This window comes from Campylobacter sp. 2018MI10, assembly GCF_018501175.1.
In the GTDB taxonomy this organism is placed as follows: domain Bacteria; phylum Campylobacterota; class Campylobacteria; order Campylobacterales; family Campylobacteraceae; genus Campylobacter_E.
Window position 1 is genome coordinate 132,515 of the sequence record NZ_JAHCZD010000002.1, and the last position, 17,093, is coordinate 149,607.

Here is a 17,093-nt window from a genome sequence, read left to right on the forward strand (position 1 = left end):
AATATCCAAAAGGAGAATCATGAGACATTATGAGGTTTTATTCATCGCAAAGCCAACGCTAACTGATGAAGAATTAAAAGCAAGAGTTGAGTTTGTTAAAGAAACTCTAGTAAAAAATGGTGCTGAAATTGCAAATACTATTGAAATGGGTACTAGAAAATTAGCTTACCAAATTGATAAATATGAGCGTGGCGTATATTATGTAATATATTTTAAAGCTCCAGGTTCATTAATTAAAGAACTTGAGCGTGTTTTAAAAATCACTGAAGATGTAATTAGATTTTTAATAGTTAAATACGAAAACAGACGCGAAATCGCTGCGTGGGAAATACTTTCTCAAGGCAAAAGATTAGGTAAAAAAGAAAGCAAAAAAGAAACTAAGGCTGAAACTCCAGCAGAATAAAGGATAAGATATGAATAAGGTTATTCTAATAGGTCGTTTGGTAAGAGATGTAGAAATAAAAACTATTAGTACAACAGGTAGTGCGGTAGTAAATAATGCAATGGCTGTTAGTAGATATAGAAGCTCAAACACAGGCGAAAGAATAGAAGAAACTTTATTTATAGATGTAGTGTTTTATGCTAGATTAGCAGAAATTGTAGGGCAATATTTAAGAAAAGGTTCAAAACTAATGGTTGAAGGCTATTTACAACAACAAACTTGGGTAGATACAGCAACCAATCAAAATCGTTCAAAAATTCAACTTGTAGTTGAAAATATGGAAATGTTAGACAACAAACCTGATGAAATGCAAAATAATAATGCTCCTAGAAACAATTATCAAGCAAATAATAACTACAATAGACCTACTCAAAATAATTATCAACAAAATAATTATGCAAGAGAAGAGCAGAATTATCAAAGACAAAATAATTTTGCTGAAGAAAGAAATAATTATAATTATAACTCGGCAGATGATGCAGAGATACCATTTTAAAGGATAAATTATGGCAGAAAAAAGAAAGTATTCAAGAAAATATTGCAAATTTACAGAAGCAAAAGTTGATTTTATTGATTATAAAGATACAGCATTATTAAAACACGCATTATCAGAGCGTTTTAAAATAATGCCAAGAAGATTAACAGGAACAAGCAAAAAACACCAAGAAATGGTTGAGCTAGCTATTAAAAGAGCAAGAGCAGTTGCTTTAATTCCTTATGTATGCGACCGCAAAAACGTAGTTACAAATCCGTTTGAAGGTCTATAATTCTTAGGCTAGATTTTCTAGCCTAATTCTTTTATCATATACAAAAATCAAAATAAATATAGCCAAAGTAATAAACAACTCACTTAAAGCATTTATCACACCTTCACTGCTTGCAAAATAACTATGTGCAAATTCTATAAAATAATGAAGTATCAAAGGCATTGATAGCAAAAGCAAATAAATACTTCTAAGCCTTATATAAATTGAAATTATAAGTAAAATCAAAAAAGAAACTAAAATATAAAAAATATCTATGAGCTCATAAAGAAGTAACGAGCAAGTAAGATATAAAATAATGCTAAAAAAATAATATAAATTATCTTTAGCAATTATAAATAACAATATAGATATAAAAACAAATGCCATTAAACAAATAAAGAAAAGTTCATTAGATTGACTAATAAAACTTAAGGCACAAAATATGCAAAATACAAATATAAACGCATAAAACAAAGCCTTGAAAAAATCTTCTAATTCACAAGCAAGATTGATTTTATTTTTATCAATTAATAAGCTAAATAAAACCACTATAAAAGATGGGATAAATATCACAAAAGAAATAATCTGAAGTCCTGCAAAAGGAATTAATAAAAATATATCATCATATACTGCTTTTTCATCTATAAATATACGAAATATTTTAGTGATATTATCAGGTTTTATAAGCAAGTATAAAGCAAAAAATAAATAATAATAAATATTTAATTTTTTAGTAGAAAAAGAAAAAGCTATGAAAGATCTTTCATTTGATTTAATCTCACTTATTAGCCAGCTTAAAAATATTTTCATATTTTATTCTTTAATTCCTATTAAAATATCACTCGCTTTTATTAAAACATTTACATTATCACTTATATTTAAATCCATCTTATTTGCACTATCATTGGTTATGCTAGCTGTAATTAAAATTCCATTACAATTAATTTCTATTATGCTATATACCGAACCATTTTTTATACTTACGATTTTGCCATTTAGTTCATTTGCACTACTTAAACGAGTAGCACATTCGTTTTTGCTAACAATTACAGAATTTGCTTTAAATACTGCTATAGCATTATCATTTATTTTTAGATTTAAATCATCTACACTTTCTGTAGTTATTAAAGATTTGATTGTTTTATTATTTTCTAATTTTGCAGTAACTAATGAAATAATAGGCGAACTCTCAACTTTAGTTATTTGTATTTTTAATATATTTCTTGCACTTAACATAATCTTCCTTTAAATTCATAAATTTCATCTAATAATAAAATAAAACCTATATTAAAAATTAAATGTATAATAGTTAAAAATCATAAAAAGGATATGAATGGGACTAAAAAGTGATGCTTGGATAAAAGAAATGGCATTAAAACACGAAATGATAACTCCATTTTGTGAAGAGAATGTAGGTAAAAATGTGGTTAGCTATGGACTTTCTAGTTATGGGTATGATATTCGTGTTGGGCGTGAGTTTAAAATATTTACAAATGTAAATAGCACTATGATTGACCCTAAGGATTTTAATGATAAAAATGTAGTTGATTTCGTAGGTGATGAGTGTATTGTTCCTGCGAATTCATTTGCACTTGCAAGAACGGTTGAATATTTTAAAATGCCAAGAGATGTATTAGCAATTTGTCTTGGTAAAAGCACTTATGCAAGATGTGGAATTATTGTAAATGTTACACCTTTTGAGCCTGGATTTTGCGGTCATATTACAATAGAAATTAGCAACACCACTCCACTACCTGCAAAAATATATGCAAATGAAGGTATAGCTCAAGTGTTATTTTTACAAGGTGATGAGCCTTGCATTACTTCTTATGCTGATAAAAAAGGTAAATATCAAAATCAAACAGGCATAACTCTTCCAAAAGTTTTAAAGTAATTTATCTTCAAGAATTTGAAAGTGATTTTTCAAATTCTTAAGTTTTATTATTATTCCAAATAATATTTGCATTCTAAAATTATTCTTAGCAAGCACCTTAATCTAAGGCAAATTAAATATTCAATAAAATATTTTATGAATAAAAATTATTTACTATTTAGTGCAATAATTTTATAATTTTTAACAAGTTTTAAAAATTAATTTTATTTTAAGGAGATTTATGAAAAAGATTTTTTTAAGCTGTGCTTTAGCGGCTTCAGTATTTGCTGCAGAGCAATTTAGCGGTAAAATTATTAATCTTTACACTTCAGTAGATGCGAAAAAAGCAGAAGGAAAACTACTTCCAACTAATGCTTTTGAGATAGTAAAAGACGGCGATTTAGCTGAACTTAAAATTAAAGGATATTACAATCCTAATCAAGGTAATATTTTATATTTTAATGACAAAAATAGAATTTTAGTAGCAGCATTTGGTAAAAATGCTAAAGTAGATTTTAAAGTTGAAAAAGAATTAAAAAATGGTTTTAAATTAGCTAGTATTAAAGTATTTGCTAAAAAAGATGAGCTAGTGGATTTAGAAAAATCAGCAAAACCACTTTTTGAAAAAGGTAAAGCTATGTTTGAAGAAAATTGTGGCATTTGTCATCCACTTCATCCTGTTAGTGAATTTAATGCAAATCAATGGCCAGCTACATTTAAGGCAATGGAAACAAGAACAGGAATTGATAAAGCTGATAGACAATTAGTGGTGCAATATCTACAAAAACACGCAAAAGATATGAAATAAAGGAGACATTATGCTAAATAGAAGAAGTTTTTTAAAAGGTTCAGCTGCAGTTGGTGCTATGAGTTTTGCACCTATAAATGTATTAGGAGCTGAAAGTAAAGCAGTTGCTAGTGGCTTAGTAAAAAATGGCGAAGTTGTAACGGGCGCACATTGGGGTATTTTAAAGCTTACTATAAAAGATGGTAAAGTAGTAAAAAGTGAGCCATTTGATGCAAATCAAACTAAGAATTTAAAAAATGATTTACAACACTACACACCTGATTTAGTATATGCTAATCGTGTTAAATATCCTTATGTTAGAAAAAGTTTCTTAGAAAATCCACTAGATAATAAACCTGAACTTCGTGGTAAAGATGAGTGGGTTAGGGTAAGCTGGGATAAAGCTTTAAAATTAGTTGCAGAAAGTTTAAAAAGAACTTATGATGAAAAAGGAGCTAATGGGATTTTTGCAGGTAGCTATGGCTGGAAATCAAGCGGAAATGTGCATAATTCAAGAATATTACTTCATAGATTTATGAACTTAACGGGCGGATTTGTAGGCTCATTAGGAGATTATTCTACTGGTGCATCACAAGTTATTATGCCTCATGTTGTTGGCTCTATTGAAGTTTATGAGCAACAAACTAACTTGGATTTAGTATTAGAAAATACAAAAGTTATAGTTATTTGGGGTGCAAATCCTATTGATACTTTAAAAATTGCTTGGACTGTAACTGATGGCGAAGGTCGTGCATATATGGAAAAAATCAAAGAAAGCAAAATAAAAGTAATTTGCATAGACCCAAGAGCTAGTTCAACTGTTAAATTCTTTGAAGGTAAAGGCGAGTGGTTAGCTCCACGCCCAAATACTGATGTGGCAATGATGATGGGTATGGCTACATATTTAATTGATAATAAGCTTTATGATGCTGAATTTATGGAGAATTACACAATAGGATTTGATAAATTTAGTGATTATTTAATGGGTAAAACTGATGGCGTTAAAAAAGATAGCAAATGGGCTGAAAATATTTGTGGAATTAAAGCAAGTGTAATTGAGAATTTAGCTAAGGAATTAAGAGAAAATCTAAGCTTAGTAATGAGTGGTTGGGGTATGCAAAGAGCTCATCACGGAGAGCAACCTCATTGGATGCTTGTAACTTTATGTGCAATGCTAGGTCATATTGGTAAAGATGGTGGCGGATTTGGTTTAAGCTATCATTATTCAAATGGTGGCGTTGCTACAACTAATGCTCCAATAGTAGGCGGAATTAACGCTAGCATGAATGGTCTTTGGGATAAAGGCGTGTTTAAAGGCGTTAAACAAGGAACATTTGATAAAAATGGTAAATTTATACCTGGAAATAGTGGTGCAGGCGAAAATCTACCTGAGTGGTTATCAAAAACAAGTGATAATGAAATTCCTGTGGCAAGAATTGCTGATATGCTATTAAACCCAGGTAAAACAATAGACCACAATGGTAAAAAAATTACTTATAGTGATATAGATTTTGTTTATTGGGTAGGTGGTAACCCATTCGTTCATCATCAAGATTTAAAAACTCTAAAAAAAGCTTGGCAAAAGCTAAAAACCGTTGTAGTAAATGAGATTTACTGGACTCCAACTGCTAGAATGGCTGATATATTATTACCTACAACTAGCCAATATGAAAGAAATGATATTTCTATGAGTGGGGATTATTCTAATATGCATATAGTTCCTATGAAAGCTGCTGTTATGCCAGTTGAAGAGAGTAAAGATGATATGCAAATCTTTGTTGAACTTGCTAAAGTTTATGGAACTCTTTGTGCGATTAGCAAGGGTGCAAGTGAAAAAGATGCAGCAATGTTAGCTACAAAATTAGTAAATGCTTATACAGAAAATCAAACTCCAGAGCAAATGATAGAAAAATACTATAACGCTGCTAAGAAAAGCACAAGCGTAGAAATGCCTGAATTTAAAGAGTTTTGGGAAAACAATAAAGCATTGAAATTTGAAGCTTCTCAAGATGCTTATGAGTTCGTTAGATTTAAAGACTTCGTAGAAGACCCTATCTTAAATCCATTAGGAACTCCGAGTGGTTTAATTGAGATTTATAGTGAAACTATTGAAAAAATGAACTATAAAGATTGTAAAGCTCATCCTATGTGGTTTGAACCAATTGAATGGCTAGGTATGAAAGAAAAGAGCGCAGAATTTCATATGATTAGCCCACACCCAACGAGCCGCTTACATTCACAACTATGCCACACAAGTTTAAGAGAAACTTATGCTGTAAATGGACACGAGCCTATTTTAATCAATAGCGAAGATGCTAAGGCTAAAGGTATTAAAAATGGAGATTTAGTTGAGGTTTTCAATGCTCGTGGTAAAGTTATTGCAGGAGCAGTTGTAAGCAATGATGTATTAAAAGGCGTAGTAGTGTTACAAGAAGGTGGCTGGTATGACCCTGATGATAATAATGATTGCAAATACGGATGTGCGAATGTGCTAACAATAGATATTCCAACAAGCGAACTTGCAAATGGAAATATCTCTCATACAGCTTTAGTAAATATCAAAAAATTTGAAGGCGAAAAACCTGAAATCGTAGTATTCACTGAACCTGTAAAAGCATAATATTAGGGGCATTTGCCCCTAGAATTTAATTTTAATTATTCATTATTTTTTCAAAATCAAACAACCATTCTACTTCTTCAATATTATTAAATTTATCGGATAAATTTGATAATTTAACTATTTTAAAACCACATTTATTGACATAAAAATGGATATTTCTTATTTCAAAATAAGGTGTTGTTTTAGTCTAAACTTTAGTTTTAGGAAAAGTTTTTTCCACCATTTGCCAAGTTTTAAAACCATAGCCTTTATTATGAAATTCTTCAAGTATATAAAACAAATCAAGATTATTATGTTGGGTATTTTCATCTATTAAAAGACATACTCCACCTATTTTTACACCATTGTCATATACATAAAAATTTTTAGCATTTTTATTCTCTAAAGATTTGAAAATCTCATCAATGGTGATTATATTTTCATCAGTTTTATCTCTAAGACTTATTTGAAAAGTATTTTGCACATCTTTTGCGAAATTAAAAAACTCATCACTAGAAATTTCTATTAATTCCATAATCTTCCCTTAATTTAGATTAAAATTATTTAATTAGCTTGTTGAAAAGTTTTTATAGTGATTAATCACTTGGTATGTAATTGTTATCTTGATGGTTGTATTCAATCTAATAATTACAGCATAAAAATTCATTCAAGATTTGTCATTCTTTTTAGTGGTTTTGCTAAGCAAGTGGGTTGATTAGTATTTTTTATAAAGAAGTCTGTGCGATAAATATGAGATAAATTTTTTATATTACTAAGTTTTAAATTCCATAAAATTAATAATTACAAGTGAAGTTATAATTTAAATTTGAATATTAAAAACTCATAGTATTTAATGAACCTATGAAAGCATAGTTAAGGGGATTTTCCCCTTTTTAATAATTATTTAATTTAACACAACCCTCTTTTGAGCCGAACGAACACGCAAGATTATATAGTTGTTTTATTTTGTCTAAGTTTTCTTTAGAATTTGAGTTTTTAGCTAATTCATCAGCGACTTTAATGCAAGAATTTGCATCTTTATCTTTTATACATTTTGTTTGATTGCTTATTAAATCAGGGTTTGATAAAAGTTCCATAGGGTTTAAATTACTTAATTTAAAATCATTACAAGCACTAAAAACTAATGCAACTAAAATAGCAAGGGTTTTTTTCATTATATCTCCTTATTTGTAATTAGATAATAATTATACCCCCCCCCTAAGTTAATGTATGATAAATATTTTTAGAAAACTGATTTATTAAAAAATACAAATTCTATTATCGTTTTTCTTTACAACTCTAGCAAAGGCGTAGGCGTTTATGTTTGCATTGTGTAAAATATCTAAAGCTTTTTGAGTGTCTTTTTCGCTAATGCTAAGGATTAATCCACCACTTGTTTCTGGAGAATATAAAAGTAAATCATCTTCAATAAATGATTTTACAAGTCCTTTTAAACTATTTTTGTTTGTATAACTAGCTGCTCCAAAAAGTCCTAAATTAGCGTAATTTAAAGTATTTTTATAATACTTTATCGCATCAGAATTGATTTCAATTGATATTTTATCATTTAGCATTTCGCTCAAATGTCCAATAAGTCCAAAGCCTGTAATATCAGTGCAAGCATTGATTTTTATGCCATTTAAAAGTTCTAAAGCTTTATTATTTAGGCTTTTCATACCATTTATACATTCGCTAAAATCATCGTCTAAATTAGCCTTAATAGCCATAGCATTAAGACTTGTTCCTAGTGGTTTTGTAGCTATTAAAACATCATTTTCTAAGGACTTGTTATTGCTTAAAAAACTATTTTTTTTAACATAACCAGTAACGCTAAGCCCTAAAAATACTTCACTAGAATTTAAAGTATGCCCACCAGCACAAAATCCACCCGCTAAATTAATAGTATCATTAAGCCCTGCTATCATTTGTTTTAAAATATCTTGAGATAAGCATTCGCTAAATGCAACTATATTCATAGCACTCATAACCTTCGCACCCATTGCAAAAATATCGCTTAATGAATTAGCCGCAGCAATTACAGCGTAATCATAAGCATCATTTACGATTGGGGTAATAAAATCAAGTGTTTGAACTAAGGCAAAATCTTCTAAATTAGTAGAAATTACCTTAGGGTAATCAATAACACAAGCATCTTCATTACTAGTAGTTGAGCTTAATACAAATTTGCTAGGTTTAATATTAGCTAAAGCATTGTGTAAGTCAGCCTGACTTAGCTTAGCTCCTCAACCTGCGTGCTTGCTAAATTGAGTAAGTTTCATAGATTTACCATTTTTGTTTCAAATAAAGTATCTATTATCTCAACTGCGTTTGAACTTCTACCAATTTTTGGACTAACTTGAAAATAATTTAAGCAATTTGCACAGCATAAAATATCAACTCCATCATCACTTAAAGCTTTTAAAGCATTAAATGCTGGATGGGTATCATCACAAGCTATAAAAACTGCTTCGTTTATTAATACAACTTTTTGAATTTTTCTTTCTTTTACGGCAGTTAAAAATCCAATTAAAAGCATTGCTCCTAATTCGCCTTCGCCAACTTTTAAAGATTTTAAGAATATTCCTTCTTGTTGTTTTGTTTCATCTTTTGAGCTTTTTATTTCGCTTTTTCTTAATTTAAAGCAAAATCCATTAAGCTCAAATTCTTGATTTAAATTCTTAAGCAATCTTTGGATATTTTCTTTTGCTGCTTCGTTATCAACTATTATTTCTAACTCATCATTAATTGCTAAATTAATTAATGTTTTTTTTGTTTCAATTACAGGTATCGGACAAGCCTTGCCGCTAAAATCTAGTTTCATTATTCTTCCTTTTTAAATAGTTCGTTAAATCTTTTTTCTAAAAATTCTTCTAATTCTTTTTCTAATAATTCATAATTTTTCATAAATTCTAAAGCCTTAGGGCTAAGAATAGTTCCGCTATCTTTACTAGCTCCTTTTTTGCTAATAAATATATCTCCACCTAAAAATTTTTCTGTGCTAGTTTTCTTAGTCCAAGCCTTTTTATAACTCATATGAAGTTGTTTTGAGCTCTCATTAATTGAGCCAAATTTTTCTATGGCTTTTAATATCTCATAATTACCTTTTCCAAAAATTTCGCCGTCTTCTTCTAACCAGAATTTGATTTTAGGTGTTTTATTTTTCATAGCTATAACTCGGTGTTATTTTTCCATTTTTTGTAAGTTCTTTATACCAATAAGAATGCAAAATATATACTTCTTCTTCTTCTTTATATCCTGTTATCATTGCGTGAATTGAGCCTTTGATAGCAAATACAGCCATATATAAATGCACGAAAAACATAGCAGCACAAACAATGCCTAAGATATTATGAACTATTGCACTAAGTCTTAAAATATTAATATGGCTAATTCCTAACATATTTTGTAAAAATTCGCTTTGAAAATCTAAAAAGAACATAAACGCACCAGTAATTATCATAATAGCTCCACCAAAAACGGCTATGTAATACCACATTTTTTGACCGAAATTATATTTTCCCGCTGGAACAGGTCTTTTAACCTTGCTTAAATATCCACCTACTATCATAAGCCATTTTATGTCATAACTAGCAGGTAACATTCTTTTAATCCAACAAAAAAACATAGGAATAATTGAGATAAAAAATAAAATAGTAGCAACTCCGTGAAGGTTTTTGCAAAGTCTTACAAATACTCCACCACCAAAATAATGACCATTCATAATAATTAAGCCTGTTGGAATTAATATAATCCAAGCAAGTGCAGCAATGAAATGAAAACCACGCTCAAATAATGAAAAGGCATATATTTTTTTGCCTTCGTGACTAAATGTTTTAGGTCCTATTACCATATAATGTAATGAAAACGCACAAAGCACTGCAATTAAGACAATTAAAGCAAGTGAAGCAATATAACTTGATGCTAATATTGTCCAAATTTCTCCTAATTCATAGCTAGTAATATTAGTAACTCTTCCTGTAGTTGTTAAATCACTAGCATTTAAACAGGTAAATAAAAATGCTAATACAAAAAACTTTTTCATAATATCTTCCTAAAATGATTTTATTCTTTAATTTATATCAAAATATTTTTAATTTCTCCTTGAATAGTCATTAAAATTAAATTCTTTTTGACTTTTAATGCTACCATCTTCACCAACATAAATTAAACTTGGTAATTTTACTCCGTTAAAAGTTGTATTTTTTACTATTGTGTAATGAATTTGGTCGCAAAATATTATCTTATCTCCTATATTTAGTTCTTGATTAAACTCATATTCTCCCATAATATCTCCTGCAAGGCAAGAATTACCTGTTAAAAGATAGCTATTTTTAGTGCTTTGTGTTTTTGCTAATTCATCACGACTTGCTAGGATTTTTGCATTTTTTACTTCGCTAGTGTAAGGCATAATGATAGTATCAGGCATATGAGCTTCAGCACAAATATCTAAAATTGCTATTTTTTTCTCATTTTCAACAATATCTAAAACACTAGCTATTAAATCCCCCGTTTGCCAACCAATAGCTTCTCCTGGTTCAAGGTATATTTCAAGATTATATTTTGATTTAATAGCTTTTAAGAATTGAATTAATTCTTCTACTTTATAGCCTTTTTTTGTGATATGATGACCGCCACCAAAATTAATCCATTTTAATGGGTGTTTTGTTAGATATGGTTTTAAGAAATTATCTTCAAATACTTTAAAGACTTTTTCTAAACTCTCAAAACTCTCTTCGCATAAAGCGTGAAAATGTAGCCCATCAACTATTATTTCGCTATCTAATAAATCCTTTGCTTTAATGCCAAGCCTTGAGAATTTGCCGCAAGGATTATAAATTTCTTTTGGAGCTACTGAAAACTCTAAATTACAGCGAATTCCTAAAGATTGATTTTTATAATTTTTATGATTTATAACTTTTTTATATTCATTCAATGAATTAACTACTATGTGATGACTAAGATTTAATATTTCTTCTAAATCGTCATTGCTAAATGCTGGTGCGTAAGTGTGGATTTCTTTATCTACAAATTCTTTAGCAAATTTTGCTTCCCATAACCCACTGCAAGTGCAGCCTTTTAAGTAATTTTTAATTAAAGGCATAGCAGCACTAAATGCAAATCCTTTTAAAGCTAATAAGACTTTAACTCCACTTTCTTCTTGAATTTTTTTAAAGATTTCAAGGTTATTTTTTAGTTTGCTTTCGTAGCAAATGTAAGCTGGTGTTTTAATATTATTTTCAATATATTTCATTACAATTTCCTTTCGGTATTAATAATTTTGCTATAATATCATATTAAATTTATAATATATTAGGTATTTTATGAAAGAAAGAAAGTCAATTTTAGAAGAATCAATAAAGAGCTTAACTCTTTATTCAATAATATTTTTTGCGTTAATTTTTAGCGTTGGAATATTTGTTATTAAATCAAGTTATACGGAAGAAGTAAATAGCCTAGAACAAGAATATAACGAACAAATCAATTTATCATCAAATAAATATATCAAAGAAGAACTTAAAAATATTAAAAAATATTTAGATGCAGAATTTTCATATTTAGACGATAGTGCCAAAGAATTTGTAGATAGTGCTTACAATTTCGCATTAAATTATTTAAACACTCACGAAGATAAACAAAAAGCTTTAGAATTTTTAAAAGCAAATATGGGTTATCCTATTGATATTGATGTTTTTGATGGAATTGACCCGACTTATTATTACTACGCTAGGTATGTTGAATTAGATAATAAAAAAATATTAAGAGTTACTTTAAATCCTAAAAAATATGAAGAAACTCAAAGGGTAGTAGCATTAAATAATATTAAAAATCTTCACAATGCTCAACTTTCTTATTTTAATGCAAAAAGATTAGATGATAATTTTAATTTTTTAGGTAATGAAAGATGGTATTGTGTATATGAAAATGAAGCTTACACTTGCTATGATAAAAATTGGTGGTTGGCTTTAGAATTTACCGTTAAAAGTGATGTATTAAAAGAAGCTTTAGAAGAAGTAAAAAGTAAAAGATTTGAATCGGCATTAATACAAGGTGCATTTTTAGGTTGCTCTATATTAATTGGATTTTTAGGCATTTTGGTATATATAATAAGAAAGAAGAAAGAAGTAAGAGCGCAAATAGAATTAGCTACTAAGCATTTTGATGTAGCATTAAATAAACATATATCTAATTTTAATAAGAATAAACAATTAAATAGTGATTTTGCATTTAAGGAATTTAGAACTTTAAGTTATGCTTTACTTAGATTTATAAGACAAATTCAAGCCAAAGACGGGAATATCAAAAAACAAGCGTATATTGATAATATTACCGGTCTAATGAATATGATAAGTGTTACTGAAAGCCTTGATAATTATGTAAAAAAAGATAATAAGGTATTATTATTTTTATTTTTTAACATAGATAATTTCAGAATTTATAACTCAATGTATGGAAGAAGTTTTGGTGATGAAGTTTTAAAAATCGTAGCTTATAGACTTTATACAACCTTAAAAGGTATGGCAACAGGCGATAATGAACATTTTGAGAGCTTAGACTTTATAAAATATGATAAATATAAATTTATACAAAATAAAACTACTTTTGAATGCCTTGCTAGGGTTAGTGCTGATGAGTTTTTATTAGTAATTGAAGTAGATAAAAATGAAGATTATTTTACATTAGCTAAAAAATACCATCAAAAACTAACCGCAAGAAGCATTAAAATTAATTCAAATGATGATTTAATAGAATATGAGCCATTTAAAATTAATGCTAGAGTTGGATTTAGTATATATCCAAAAGATAGCAAGAATTTACACGAATGTATAGGAAATGCTGATTTAGCAATAGAAAATGATAAAGCTAGTGGAGATAATTGGATATTTGGTTATACGGCAGAAATTGGCAAACAAAATGAAGCTAATTTAAAGCTACAACAAGATATAAGAAATGGTATTGTAAATAAAGAATTCTTATTATATTATCAGCCAAAAGTAGATGTAAAATCTGGCAAAATTATAGGAGCAGAAGCTCTTGTTAGATGGCAAAAAGGAGATAAATTAATATTTCCAGACCAATTTATAGGAATTTGCGAAAGAAGTAATTTAATTATTACTTTAGGTAATGAAATTATTAAAATGGCTTGTGAAGCTCAAAGAAGATGGTTAGAAAAAGGTCTTGAATTAAAACTTAGTATAAATCTAAGCACCAAGCAGCTTTTAAGCGAAGGAATAGTTCATACAATAGAAAAAAACATTCAAGGCATACCGCCAAGATTAATTGAATTTGAAATCACAGAAAGCTTTTCAATAGAAAATGCAACAAGTAAGGCTATTATTGATAAAATCAAAAAACTTAATGTAGGTTTATCAATGGACGATTTTGGTAAAGGATATAGTTCTTTATCTTATTTAAATGACCAAGATTTAGATTTTGATGTTGTTAAGATTGATAAGTGCTTTATACAAAATATAGATACTAATGAAAAAAATAGAAGATTGGTTGAGTTTATTGTAAATGTTATTAAATCTTTAAATAAACGCTCTGTAGCTGAAGGTGTAGAAAATATTGAGATTTTAAATTTCTTAAAACACTTAGGTTGCGATGAGTATCAAGGGTATTATTTTAGCAGACCTGTTCCTGAAAATATTTTATTAGAAAAGGTATATGAAAATGGTAAAGATTAATTTTTTAGGACCTATTAATAAAAATTCTATTGAATTAAATGTAAAAAATGTTCGTGAATTAAAAAATGAGTTATTGAAAATTGAAGATTTAAAAGAATGGTTAGAGATTAGTGCTATTGCTATAAATGATAATTTCATAGATAGTTTAGATATTGCATTAAAAGATAACGATGTAGTAAGCATACTACCTCCTGTTTGTGGTGGTTGAGCGTGAAAGAATTTCAAATATTTAATAATGCTCTTGATGAAAAAGCTTTATATAGTGAATTTTGTGGAATTTGCAAAGAGTTAAATTATGGAGCATTTTTAAGTTTTAGTGGAATTATTAGGGCAGAAGGTCATATTAGCGGTCTTAGTTTTGATATATATGAGCCAATTTTAAAAAAATGGTTTGATGATTGGTGTGAGAAAACTAGGAATTTAAATATTAGATTATTTTTTGCACATGCAAAAGGAGATGTATTAGTAGGTGAATGCTCTTATTTTGCAGGGATTGCAAGCTCACATAGAAAAAACGGCTTAGATATATTTGCTAAGTTTATTGAAGATTTTAAACAAAATGCACCTATTTGGAAATACGATTTAATTAATAATCAAAGAATTTATGCAAAGGATAGAAGCTTTAAGTTGCCTAACGCAGGTCTTTTAAGCAGCAAGGAAGATTAAGTAATGAATAAAAAAGCATTAGTAATAGAAATTATTATTGTATGTATTGTGGTACTTGCGTTACTTATTTTACTAGGTCTTAAGGTATATAATTCAAAAAATGAAGCAGAAATGTCAAAATCAATCAGAAACTTAGCTACATTGATTAATGATGTAGATACATATTATTCTAATAATGAAAATTTTATAGATATTCCATTGATGACTAAAGTAGGGCTTGATAAGGATATGTGGTTTTTTGTTAAATCTGAAAAATGCTTACACTTTAGCACTTTTAGAGATTTTTTGATAGTTAAAAAAATTGAAAAACCAGGGGAATTATGTTCTACATTATTAAGTTATGATTCTGTGAAATCGCTATTAATAGGCAAAGACACTCCGGGCGATGAAGCTGTAAGTGTTAATATAAGCAATTCTAATACTATATTTATTAGAATGGGTATTAAATACGATAATTCTATATTATAAAACTATTTTATAACCTGTTGAAGTAATATTTTTTATAATATTTACACCCAATTTATCTCTAAAACGCTTTATAAATGTTCTTACAGAACCATCTTTTACATCGCTTTTGCCCCAGCAAATCTCTTTTATTTCATCAAGACTTACAACTTTTCCTATAGGTTCACTAAGGGCTTTTAATAAAGTTAATTCTTTTTTTGTAAGTTCAACTTCAAATTCTAATGTTTTAAAAGTTGATTTCATATAATCAATCGTATAATCACCTATTTTAGTAACTTTACTCATATTTGAAACCAGGCTTTTTACACTTGCGATTAATTCTTCTGGAATTACAGGTTTGATTAAATACTTATTCACATTAACATCAATAGCTTTTAGTAATTTTTCTTTATCACTATGAGCTGAAATTACTATAATAGGCGTATTTGGGCTTAGGTCTTTAATGCTTTTTGCAAGGCTTAAACCATCTTTTAGCGGCATTAATACATCACAAATTACTATATCAGGACGAAGTTTTTTAAATTTATTTAATCCACTTAAGCCATCTTGAGCGTAATGCACTTCATAAAACAAAGGTGCTAAAATATCTCCCATTAGATGAGCTATATTTTTCTCATCTTCAACAATTAATAAACTTAACATTCTTCTCCTTTAAAAATAAGTTCAAAATATGCACAATTGCCCTTGTTAAAACATCTTATATCTGCATTTATTTTATTTAAAATTTGCTTACAAATGTAAAGCCCAAGTCCTACGCCTTGTTTTTTGTGTTTAGTTGTAAAATATGGGTCAAATATATGCTCTATTATGTTAGAAGGAATTGCCCCTGCATTATCGCTAATTTGCAAAATCAAATTCTTTTTTTCTTTAAATACTTTAAAATGTAGTATTTTATCATCTAGTTCTTGTTCTAAAAAAGCATCTTTAGCATTGTTTATAATATTTACAAGAACTTGCACTAATTCATTAAAATTACATAACAAACAGCATTTTTTAATATCAATATCAAATGTAGTTTTTATATTATTTTTTTTCAATGCTTGATAGCTTATGTATAAACTATGCTTAATTACTTTAATTAAATTATGCTTTTCTAAAGGCGTATTAGGATTAATAAAGTCCCTAAAATCATTAATAGTTTGGCTCATATTTTGGATTAATTTTTGACATAATTTATAATGTTTATCTTTTTTTTCGTTATGCAATAAATAAATAGCTAAAGATAATTCATTTAAAGGTTGTCTCCATTGATGAGCTATATTTTCTAGCATTTGTCCTAAGATAACTTGGCGATTTTGCTGAAATATTATTTTTTGTTGAGCGTTATTGATTGCTATTGCGTCTTCTATTTTCTTTTCTAAATTCTCATTGAGTATTTTTAAAGAATTTGTCTTTTGAGCTACGACTTGTTCTAAATTCTCATTTAATTGCATTAGCTTTTGTTTAGTTGCAACAAGCTCTTCATTTAAGGTAAAAAGCTTAGTAACATCGTGTCTAATAGCTATAAATTCAAATATTGTTCCATCTTCATCAAAAATTGGAATTATTGTTGTTTGTGCGTAGAAAAAATCCCCATTTTTCTTTTTATTCTTAACCACTCCTTTATGAACACGCCCAGCTAAAATAGTATCCCATAATTTTTTAAAAGCACTCTTAGGCGTATCAGGGTGGCGGATAATATTGTGATTTTGTCCTAGTAGTTCATCTTCACTAAAACCACAAAGATTGCAAAATTCTTCATTTACAAAGGTAATAATCCCATTTATATCTGTTTTTGAAACTATATTTGTGTTTTCAATTGCATTTTTATATTCATTTAATCTATACATT

Annotated in this window: 19 protein-coding genes and 2 pseudogenes; 10 read left to right on the top strand and 11 right to left on the bottom strand. The window is 28.3% G+C overall.

Annotated features, from left to right (window positions below; genetic code table 11):
- Positions 1-19: 19 nt before the first annotated feature.
- The 3 genes from rpsF to rpsR are packed head-to-tail and all read left to right on the top strand — an operon-like array spanning position 20 to position 1,209.
- Positions 20-403 (top strand): 30S ribosomal protein S6, encoded by a 384-nt coding sequence (rpsF, locus tag KJR01_RS01780; protein ID WP_214116362.1) that lies wholly within the window; start codon positions 20-22, stop codon positions 401-403.
- A gap of 10 nt (positions 404-413) precedes the next feature.
- Entirely contained in the window at positions 414-938 is a 525-nt protein-coding gene (gene ssb, locus KJR01_RS01785) for a single-stranded DNA-binding protein (protein ID WP_214116364.1), read from the top strand.
- Between the two features lie 10 nt (positions 939-948).
- Positions 949-1,209 (top strand): 30S ribosomal protein S18, encoded by a 261-nt coding sequence (gene rpsR / locus KJR01_RS01790; RefSeq protein ID WP_214116366.1) that lies wholly within the window; start codon positions 949-951, stop codon positions 1,207-1,209.
- Between the two features lie 3 nt (positions 1,210-1,212).
- On the opposite strand, the gene KJR01_RS01795 is transcribed toward rpsR, so the two are convergent.
- Together KJR01_RS01795 and KJR01_RS01800 are read right to left on the bottom strand one after the other, a co-directional pair.
- On the bottom strand, positions 1,213-1,998 hold the full coding sequence (locus tag KJR01_RS01795) for a hypothetical protein (RefSeq protein WP_214116368.1): 786 nt from the start codon (positions 1,996-1,998) through the stop codon (positions 1,213-1,215).
- Positions 1,999-2,001: 3 nt separating this feature from the next.
- Positions 2,002-2,424, bottom strand: a complete 423-nt coding sequence (locus KJR01_RS01800; RefSeq protein WP_214116375.1) for a TOBE domain-containing protein — start codon at positions 2,422-2,424, stop codon at positions 2,002-2,004.
- A 97-nt stretch (positions 2,425-2,521) separates the two neighbouring features.
- On the opposite strand from KJR01_RS01800, the gene dcd reads away from it, so the two are divergent.
- From dcd to KJR01_RS01815, 3 genes are all read left to right on the top strand, one after another.
- On the top strand, positions 2,522-3,082 hold the full coding sequence (dcd, locus tag KJR01_RS01805; RefSeq protein WP_214116378.1) for a dCTP deaminase: 561 nt from the start codon (positions 2,522-2,524) through the stop codon (positions 3,080-3,082).
- Between the two features lie 220 nt (positions 3,083-3,302).
- Entirely contained in the window at positions 3,303-3,869 is a 567-nt protein-coding gene (locus KJR01_RS01810) for a cytochrome C (RefSeq protein WP_214116380.1), read from the top strand.
- Between the two features lie 10 nt (positions 3,870-3,879).
- Positions 3,880-6,468, top strand: coding sequence for a molybdopterin-dependent oxidoreductase (locus KJR01_RS01815; protein ID WP_214116383.1), 2,589 nt, complete (start codon positions 3,880-3,882; stop codon positions 6,466-6,468).
- Positions 6,469-6,655: 187 nt separating this feature from the next.
- On the opposite strand, the gene KJR01_RS01820 is transcribed toward KJR01_RS01815, so the two are convergent.
- From KJR01_RS01820 to nspC, 7 genes and pseudogenes are all read right to left on the bottom strand, one after another.
- Positions 6,656-6,982, bottom strand: coding sequence for a GNAT family N-acetyltransferase (locus tag KJR01_RS01820; RefSeq protein ID WP_214116384.1), 327 nt, complete (start codon positions 6,980-6,982; stop codon positions 6,656-6,658).
- A 358-nt stretch (positions 6,983-7,340) separates the two neighbouring features.
- A complete protein-coding gene (locus tag KJR01_RS01825) occupies positions 7,341-7,622 on the bottom strand; it encodes a hypothetical protein (protein WP_214116386.1) in 282 nt (93 codons plus the stop codon).
- 84 nt (positions 7,623-7,706) lie between these two features.
- Positions 7,707-8,678 (bottom strand): annotated as a pseudogene (selD, locus tag KJR01_RS01830) (selenide, water dikinase SelD); the annotation flags it as partial.
- Between the two features lie 44 nt (positions 8,679-8,722).
- On the bottom strand, positions 8,723-9,268 hold the full coding sequence (gene yedF, locus KJR01_RS01835) for a sulfurtransferase-like selenium metabolism protein YedF (protein WP_214116389.1): 546 nt from the start codon (positions 9,266-9,268) through the stop codon (positions 8,723-8,725).
- Positions 9,268-9,612, bottom strand: a complete 345-nt coding sequence (locus KJR01_RS01840; protein ID WP_214116391.1) for a winged helix-turn-helix domain-containing protein — start codon at positions 9,610-9,612, stop codon at positions 9,268-9,270. The genes yedF and KJR01_RS01840 overlap by 1 nt, the downstream gene beginning before the upstream one ends.
- A pseudogene (locus KJR01_RS01845) lies at positions 9,602-10,420 on the bottom strand (formate dehydrogenase subunit gamma); the annotation flags it as partial. The gene KJR01_RS01840 and the pseudogene KJR01_RS01845, both read right to left, overlap by 11 nt.
- Positions 10,421-10,537: 117 nt before the next feature.
- Complete coding sequence (gene nspC, locus KJR01_RS01850) at positions 10,538-11,698, bottom strand: carboxynorspermidine decarboxylase (RefSeq protein WP_214116395.1); 1,161 nt, start codon at positions 11,696-11,698, stop codon at positions 10,538-10,540.
- A gap of 70 nt (positions 11,699-11,768) precedes the next feature.
- On the opposite strand from nspC, the gene KJR01_RS01855 reads away from it, so the two are divergent.
- The 4 genes from KJR01_RS01855 to KJR01_RS01870 are packed head-to-tail and all read left to right on the top strand — an operon-like array spanning position 11,769 to position 15,266.
- Entirely contained in the window at positions 11,769-14,132 is a 2,364-nt protein-coding gene (locus KJR01_RS01855; protein ID WP_214116397.1) for a putative bifunctional diguanylate cyclase/phosphodiesterase, read from the top strand.
- On the top strand, positions 14,119-14,340 hold the full coding sequence (locus KJR01_RS01860; RefSeq protein ID WP_214116399.1) for a MoaD/ThiS family protein: 222 nt from the start codon (positions 14,119-14,121) through the stop codon (positions 14,338-14,340). The genes KJR01_RS01855 and KJR01_RS01860 overlap by 14 nt, the downstream gene beginning before the upstream one ends.
- 2 nt (positions 14,341-14,342) lie before the next feature.
- Positions 14,343-14,798 carry a molybdopterin synthase catalytic subunit gene (locus KJR01_RS01865; RefSeq protein ID WP_214116401.1) on the top strand — a complete coding sequence of 152 codons (456 nt, stop codon included), beginning with the start codon at positions 14,343-14,345 and terminating at the stop codon, positions 14,796-14,798.
- A 3-nt stretch (positions 14,799-14,801) separates the two neighbouring features.
- Positions 14,802-15,266, top strand: a complete 465-nt coding sequence (locus KJR01_RS01870) for a hypothetical protein (RefSeq protein ID WP_214116403.1) — start codon at positions 14,802-14,804, stop codon at positions 15,264-15,266.
- On the opposite strand, the gene KJR01_RS01875 is transcribed toward KJR01_RS01870, so the two are convergent.
- A complete protein-coding gene (locus KJR01_RS01875; RefSeq protein WP_214116405.1) occupies positions 15,261-15,905 on the bottom strand; it encodes a response regulator transcription factor in 645 nt (214 codons plus the stop codon). The genes KJR01_RS01870 and KJR01_RS01875 overlap by 6 nt on opposite strands.
- The gene (locus KJR01_RS01880; protein ID WP_214116408.1) at positions 15,899-17,092 is read right to left on the bottom strand and encodes a sensor histidine kinase; all 1,194 of its coding nucleotides are present in this window, start codon (positions 17,090-17,092) and stop codon (positions 15,899-15,901) included. The genes KJR01_RS01875 and KJR01_RS01880 overlap by 7 nt, the downstream gene beginning before the upstream one ends.
- Between the last annotated feature and the right edge of the window lies 1 nt (position 17,093).

Coding starts and splice junctions, on each gene's coding strand:
- rpsF (WP_214116362.1), top strand. CDS start 20: ATGAGACATTATGAGGTTTTATTCATCGCAAAGCCAACGCTAACTGAT.
- ssb (WP_214116364.1), top strand. CDS start 414: ATGAATAAGGTTATTCTAATAGGTCGTTTGGTAAGAGATGTAGAAATA.
- rpsR (WP_214116366.1), top strand. CDS start 949: ATGGCAGAAAAAAGAAAGTATTCAAGAAAATATTGCAAATTTACAGAA.
- KJR01_RS01795 (WP_214116368.1), bottom strand. CDS start 1,998: ATGAAAATATTTTTAAGCTGGCTAATAAGTGAGATTAAATCAAATGAA.
- KJR01_RS01800 (WP_214116375.1), bottom strand. CDS start 2,424: ATGTTAAGTGCAAGAAATATATTAAAAATACAAATAACTAAAGTTGAG.
- dcd (WP_214116378.1), top strand. CDS start 2,522: ATGGGACTAAAAAGTGATGCTTGGATAAAAGAAATGGCATTAAAACAC.
- KJR01_RS01810 (WP_214116380.1), top strand. CDS start 3,303: ATGAAAAAGATTTTTTTAAGCTGTGCTTTAGCGGCTTCAGTATTTGCT.
- KJR01_RS01815 (WP_214116383.1), top strand. CDS start 3,880: ATGCTAAATAGAAGAAGTTTTTTAAAAGGTTCAGCTGCAGTTGGTGCT.
- KJR01_RS01820 (WP_214116384.1), bottom strand. CDS start 6,982: ATGGAATTAATAGAAATTTCTAGTGATGAGTTTTTTAATTTCGCAAAA.
- KJR01_RS01825 (WP_214116386.1), bottom strand. CDS start 7,622: ATGAAAAAAACCCTTGCTATTTTAGTTGCATTAGTTTTTAGTGCTTGT.
- yedF (WP_214116389.1), bottom strand. CDS start 9,268: ATGAAACTAGATTTTAGCGGCAAGGCTTGTCCGATACCTGTAATTGAA.
- KJR01_RS01840 (WP_214116391.1), bottom strand. CDS start 9,612: ATGAAAAATAAAACACCTAAAATCAAATTCTGGTTAGAAGAAGACGGC.
- nspC (WP_214116395.1), bottom strand. CDS start 11,698: ATGAAATATATTGAAAATAATATTAAAACACCAGCTTACATTTGCTAC.
- KJR01_RS01855 (WP_214116397.1), top strand. CDS start 11,769: ATGAAAGAAAGAAAGTCAATTTTAGAAGAATCAATAAAGAGCTTAACT.
- KJR01_RS01860 (WP_214116399.1), top strand. CDS start 14,119: ATGGTAAAGATTAATTTTTTAGGACCTATTAATAAAAATTCTATTGAA.
- KJR01_RS01870 (WP_214116403.1), top strand. CDS start 14,802: ATGAATAAAAAAGCATTAGTAATAGAAATTATTATTGTATGTATTGTG.
- KJR01_RS01875 (WP_214116405.1), bottom strand. CDS start 15,905: ATGTTAAGTTTATTAATTGTTGAAGATGAGAAAAATATAGCTCATCTA.
- KJR01_RS01880 (WP_214116408.1), bottom strand. CDS start 17,092: ATGTATAGATTAAATGAATATAAAAATGCAATTGAAAACACAAATATA.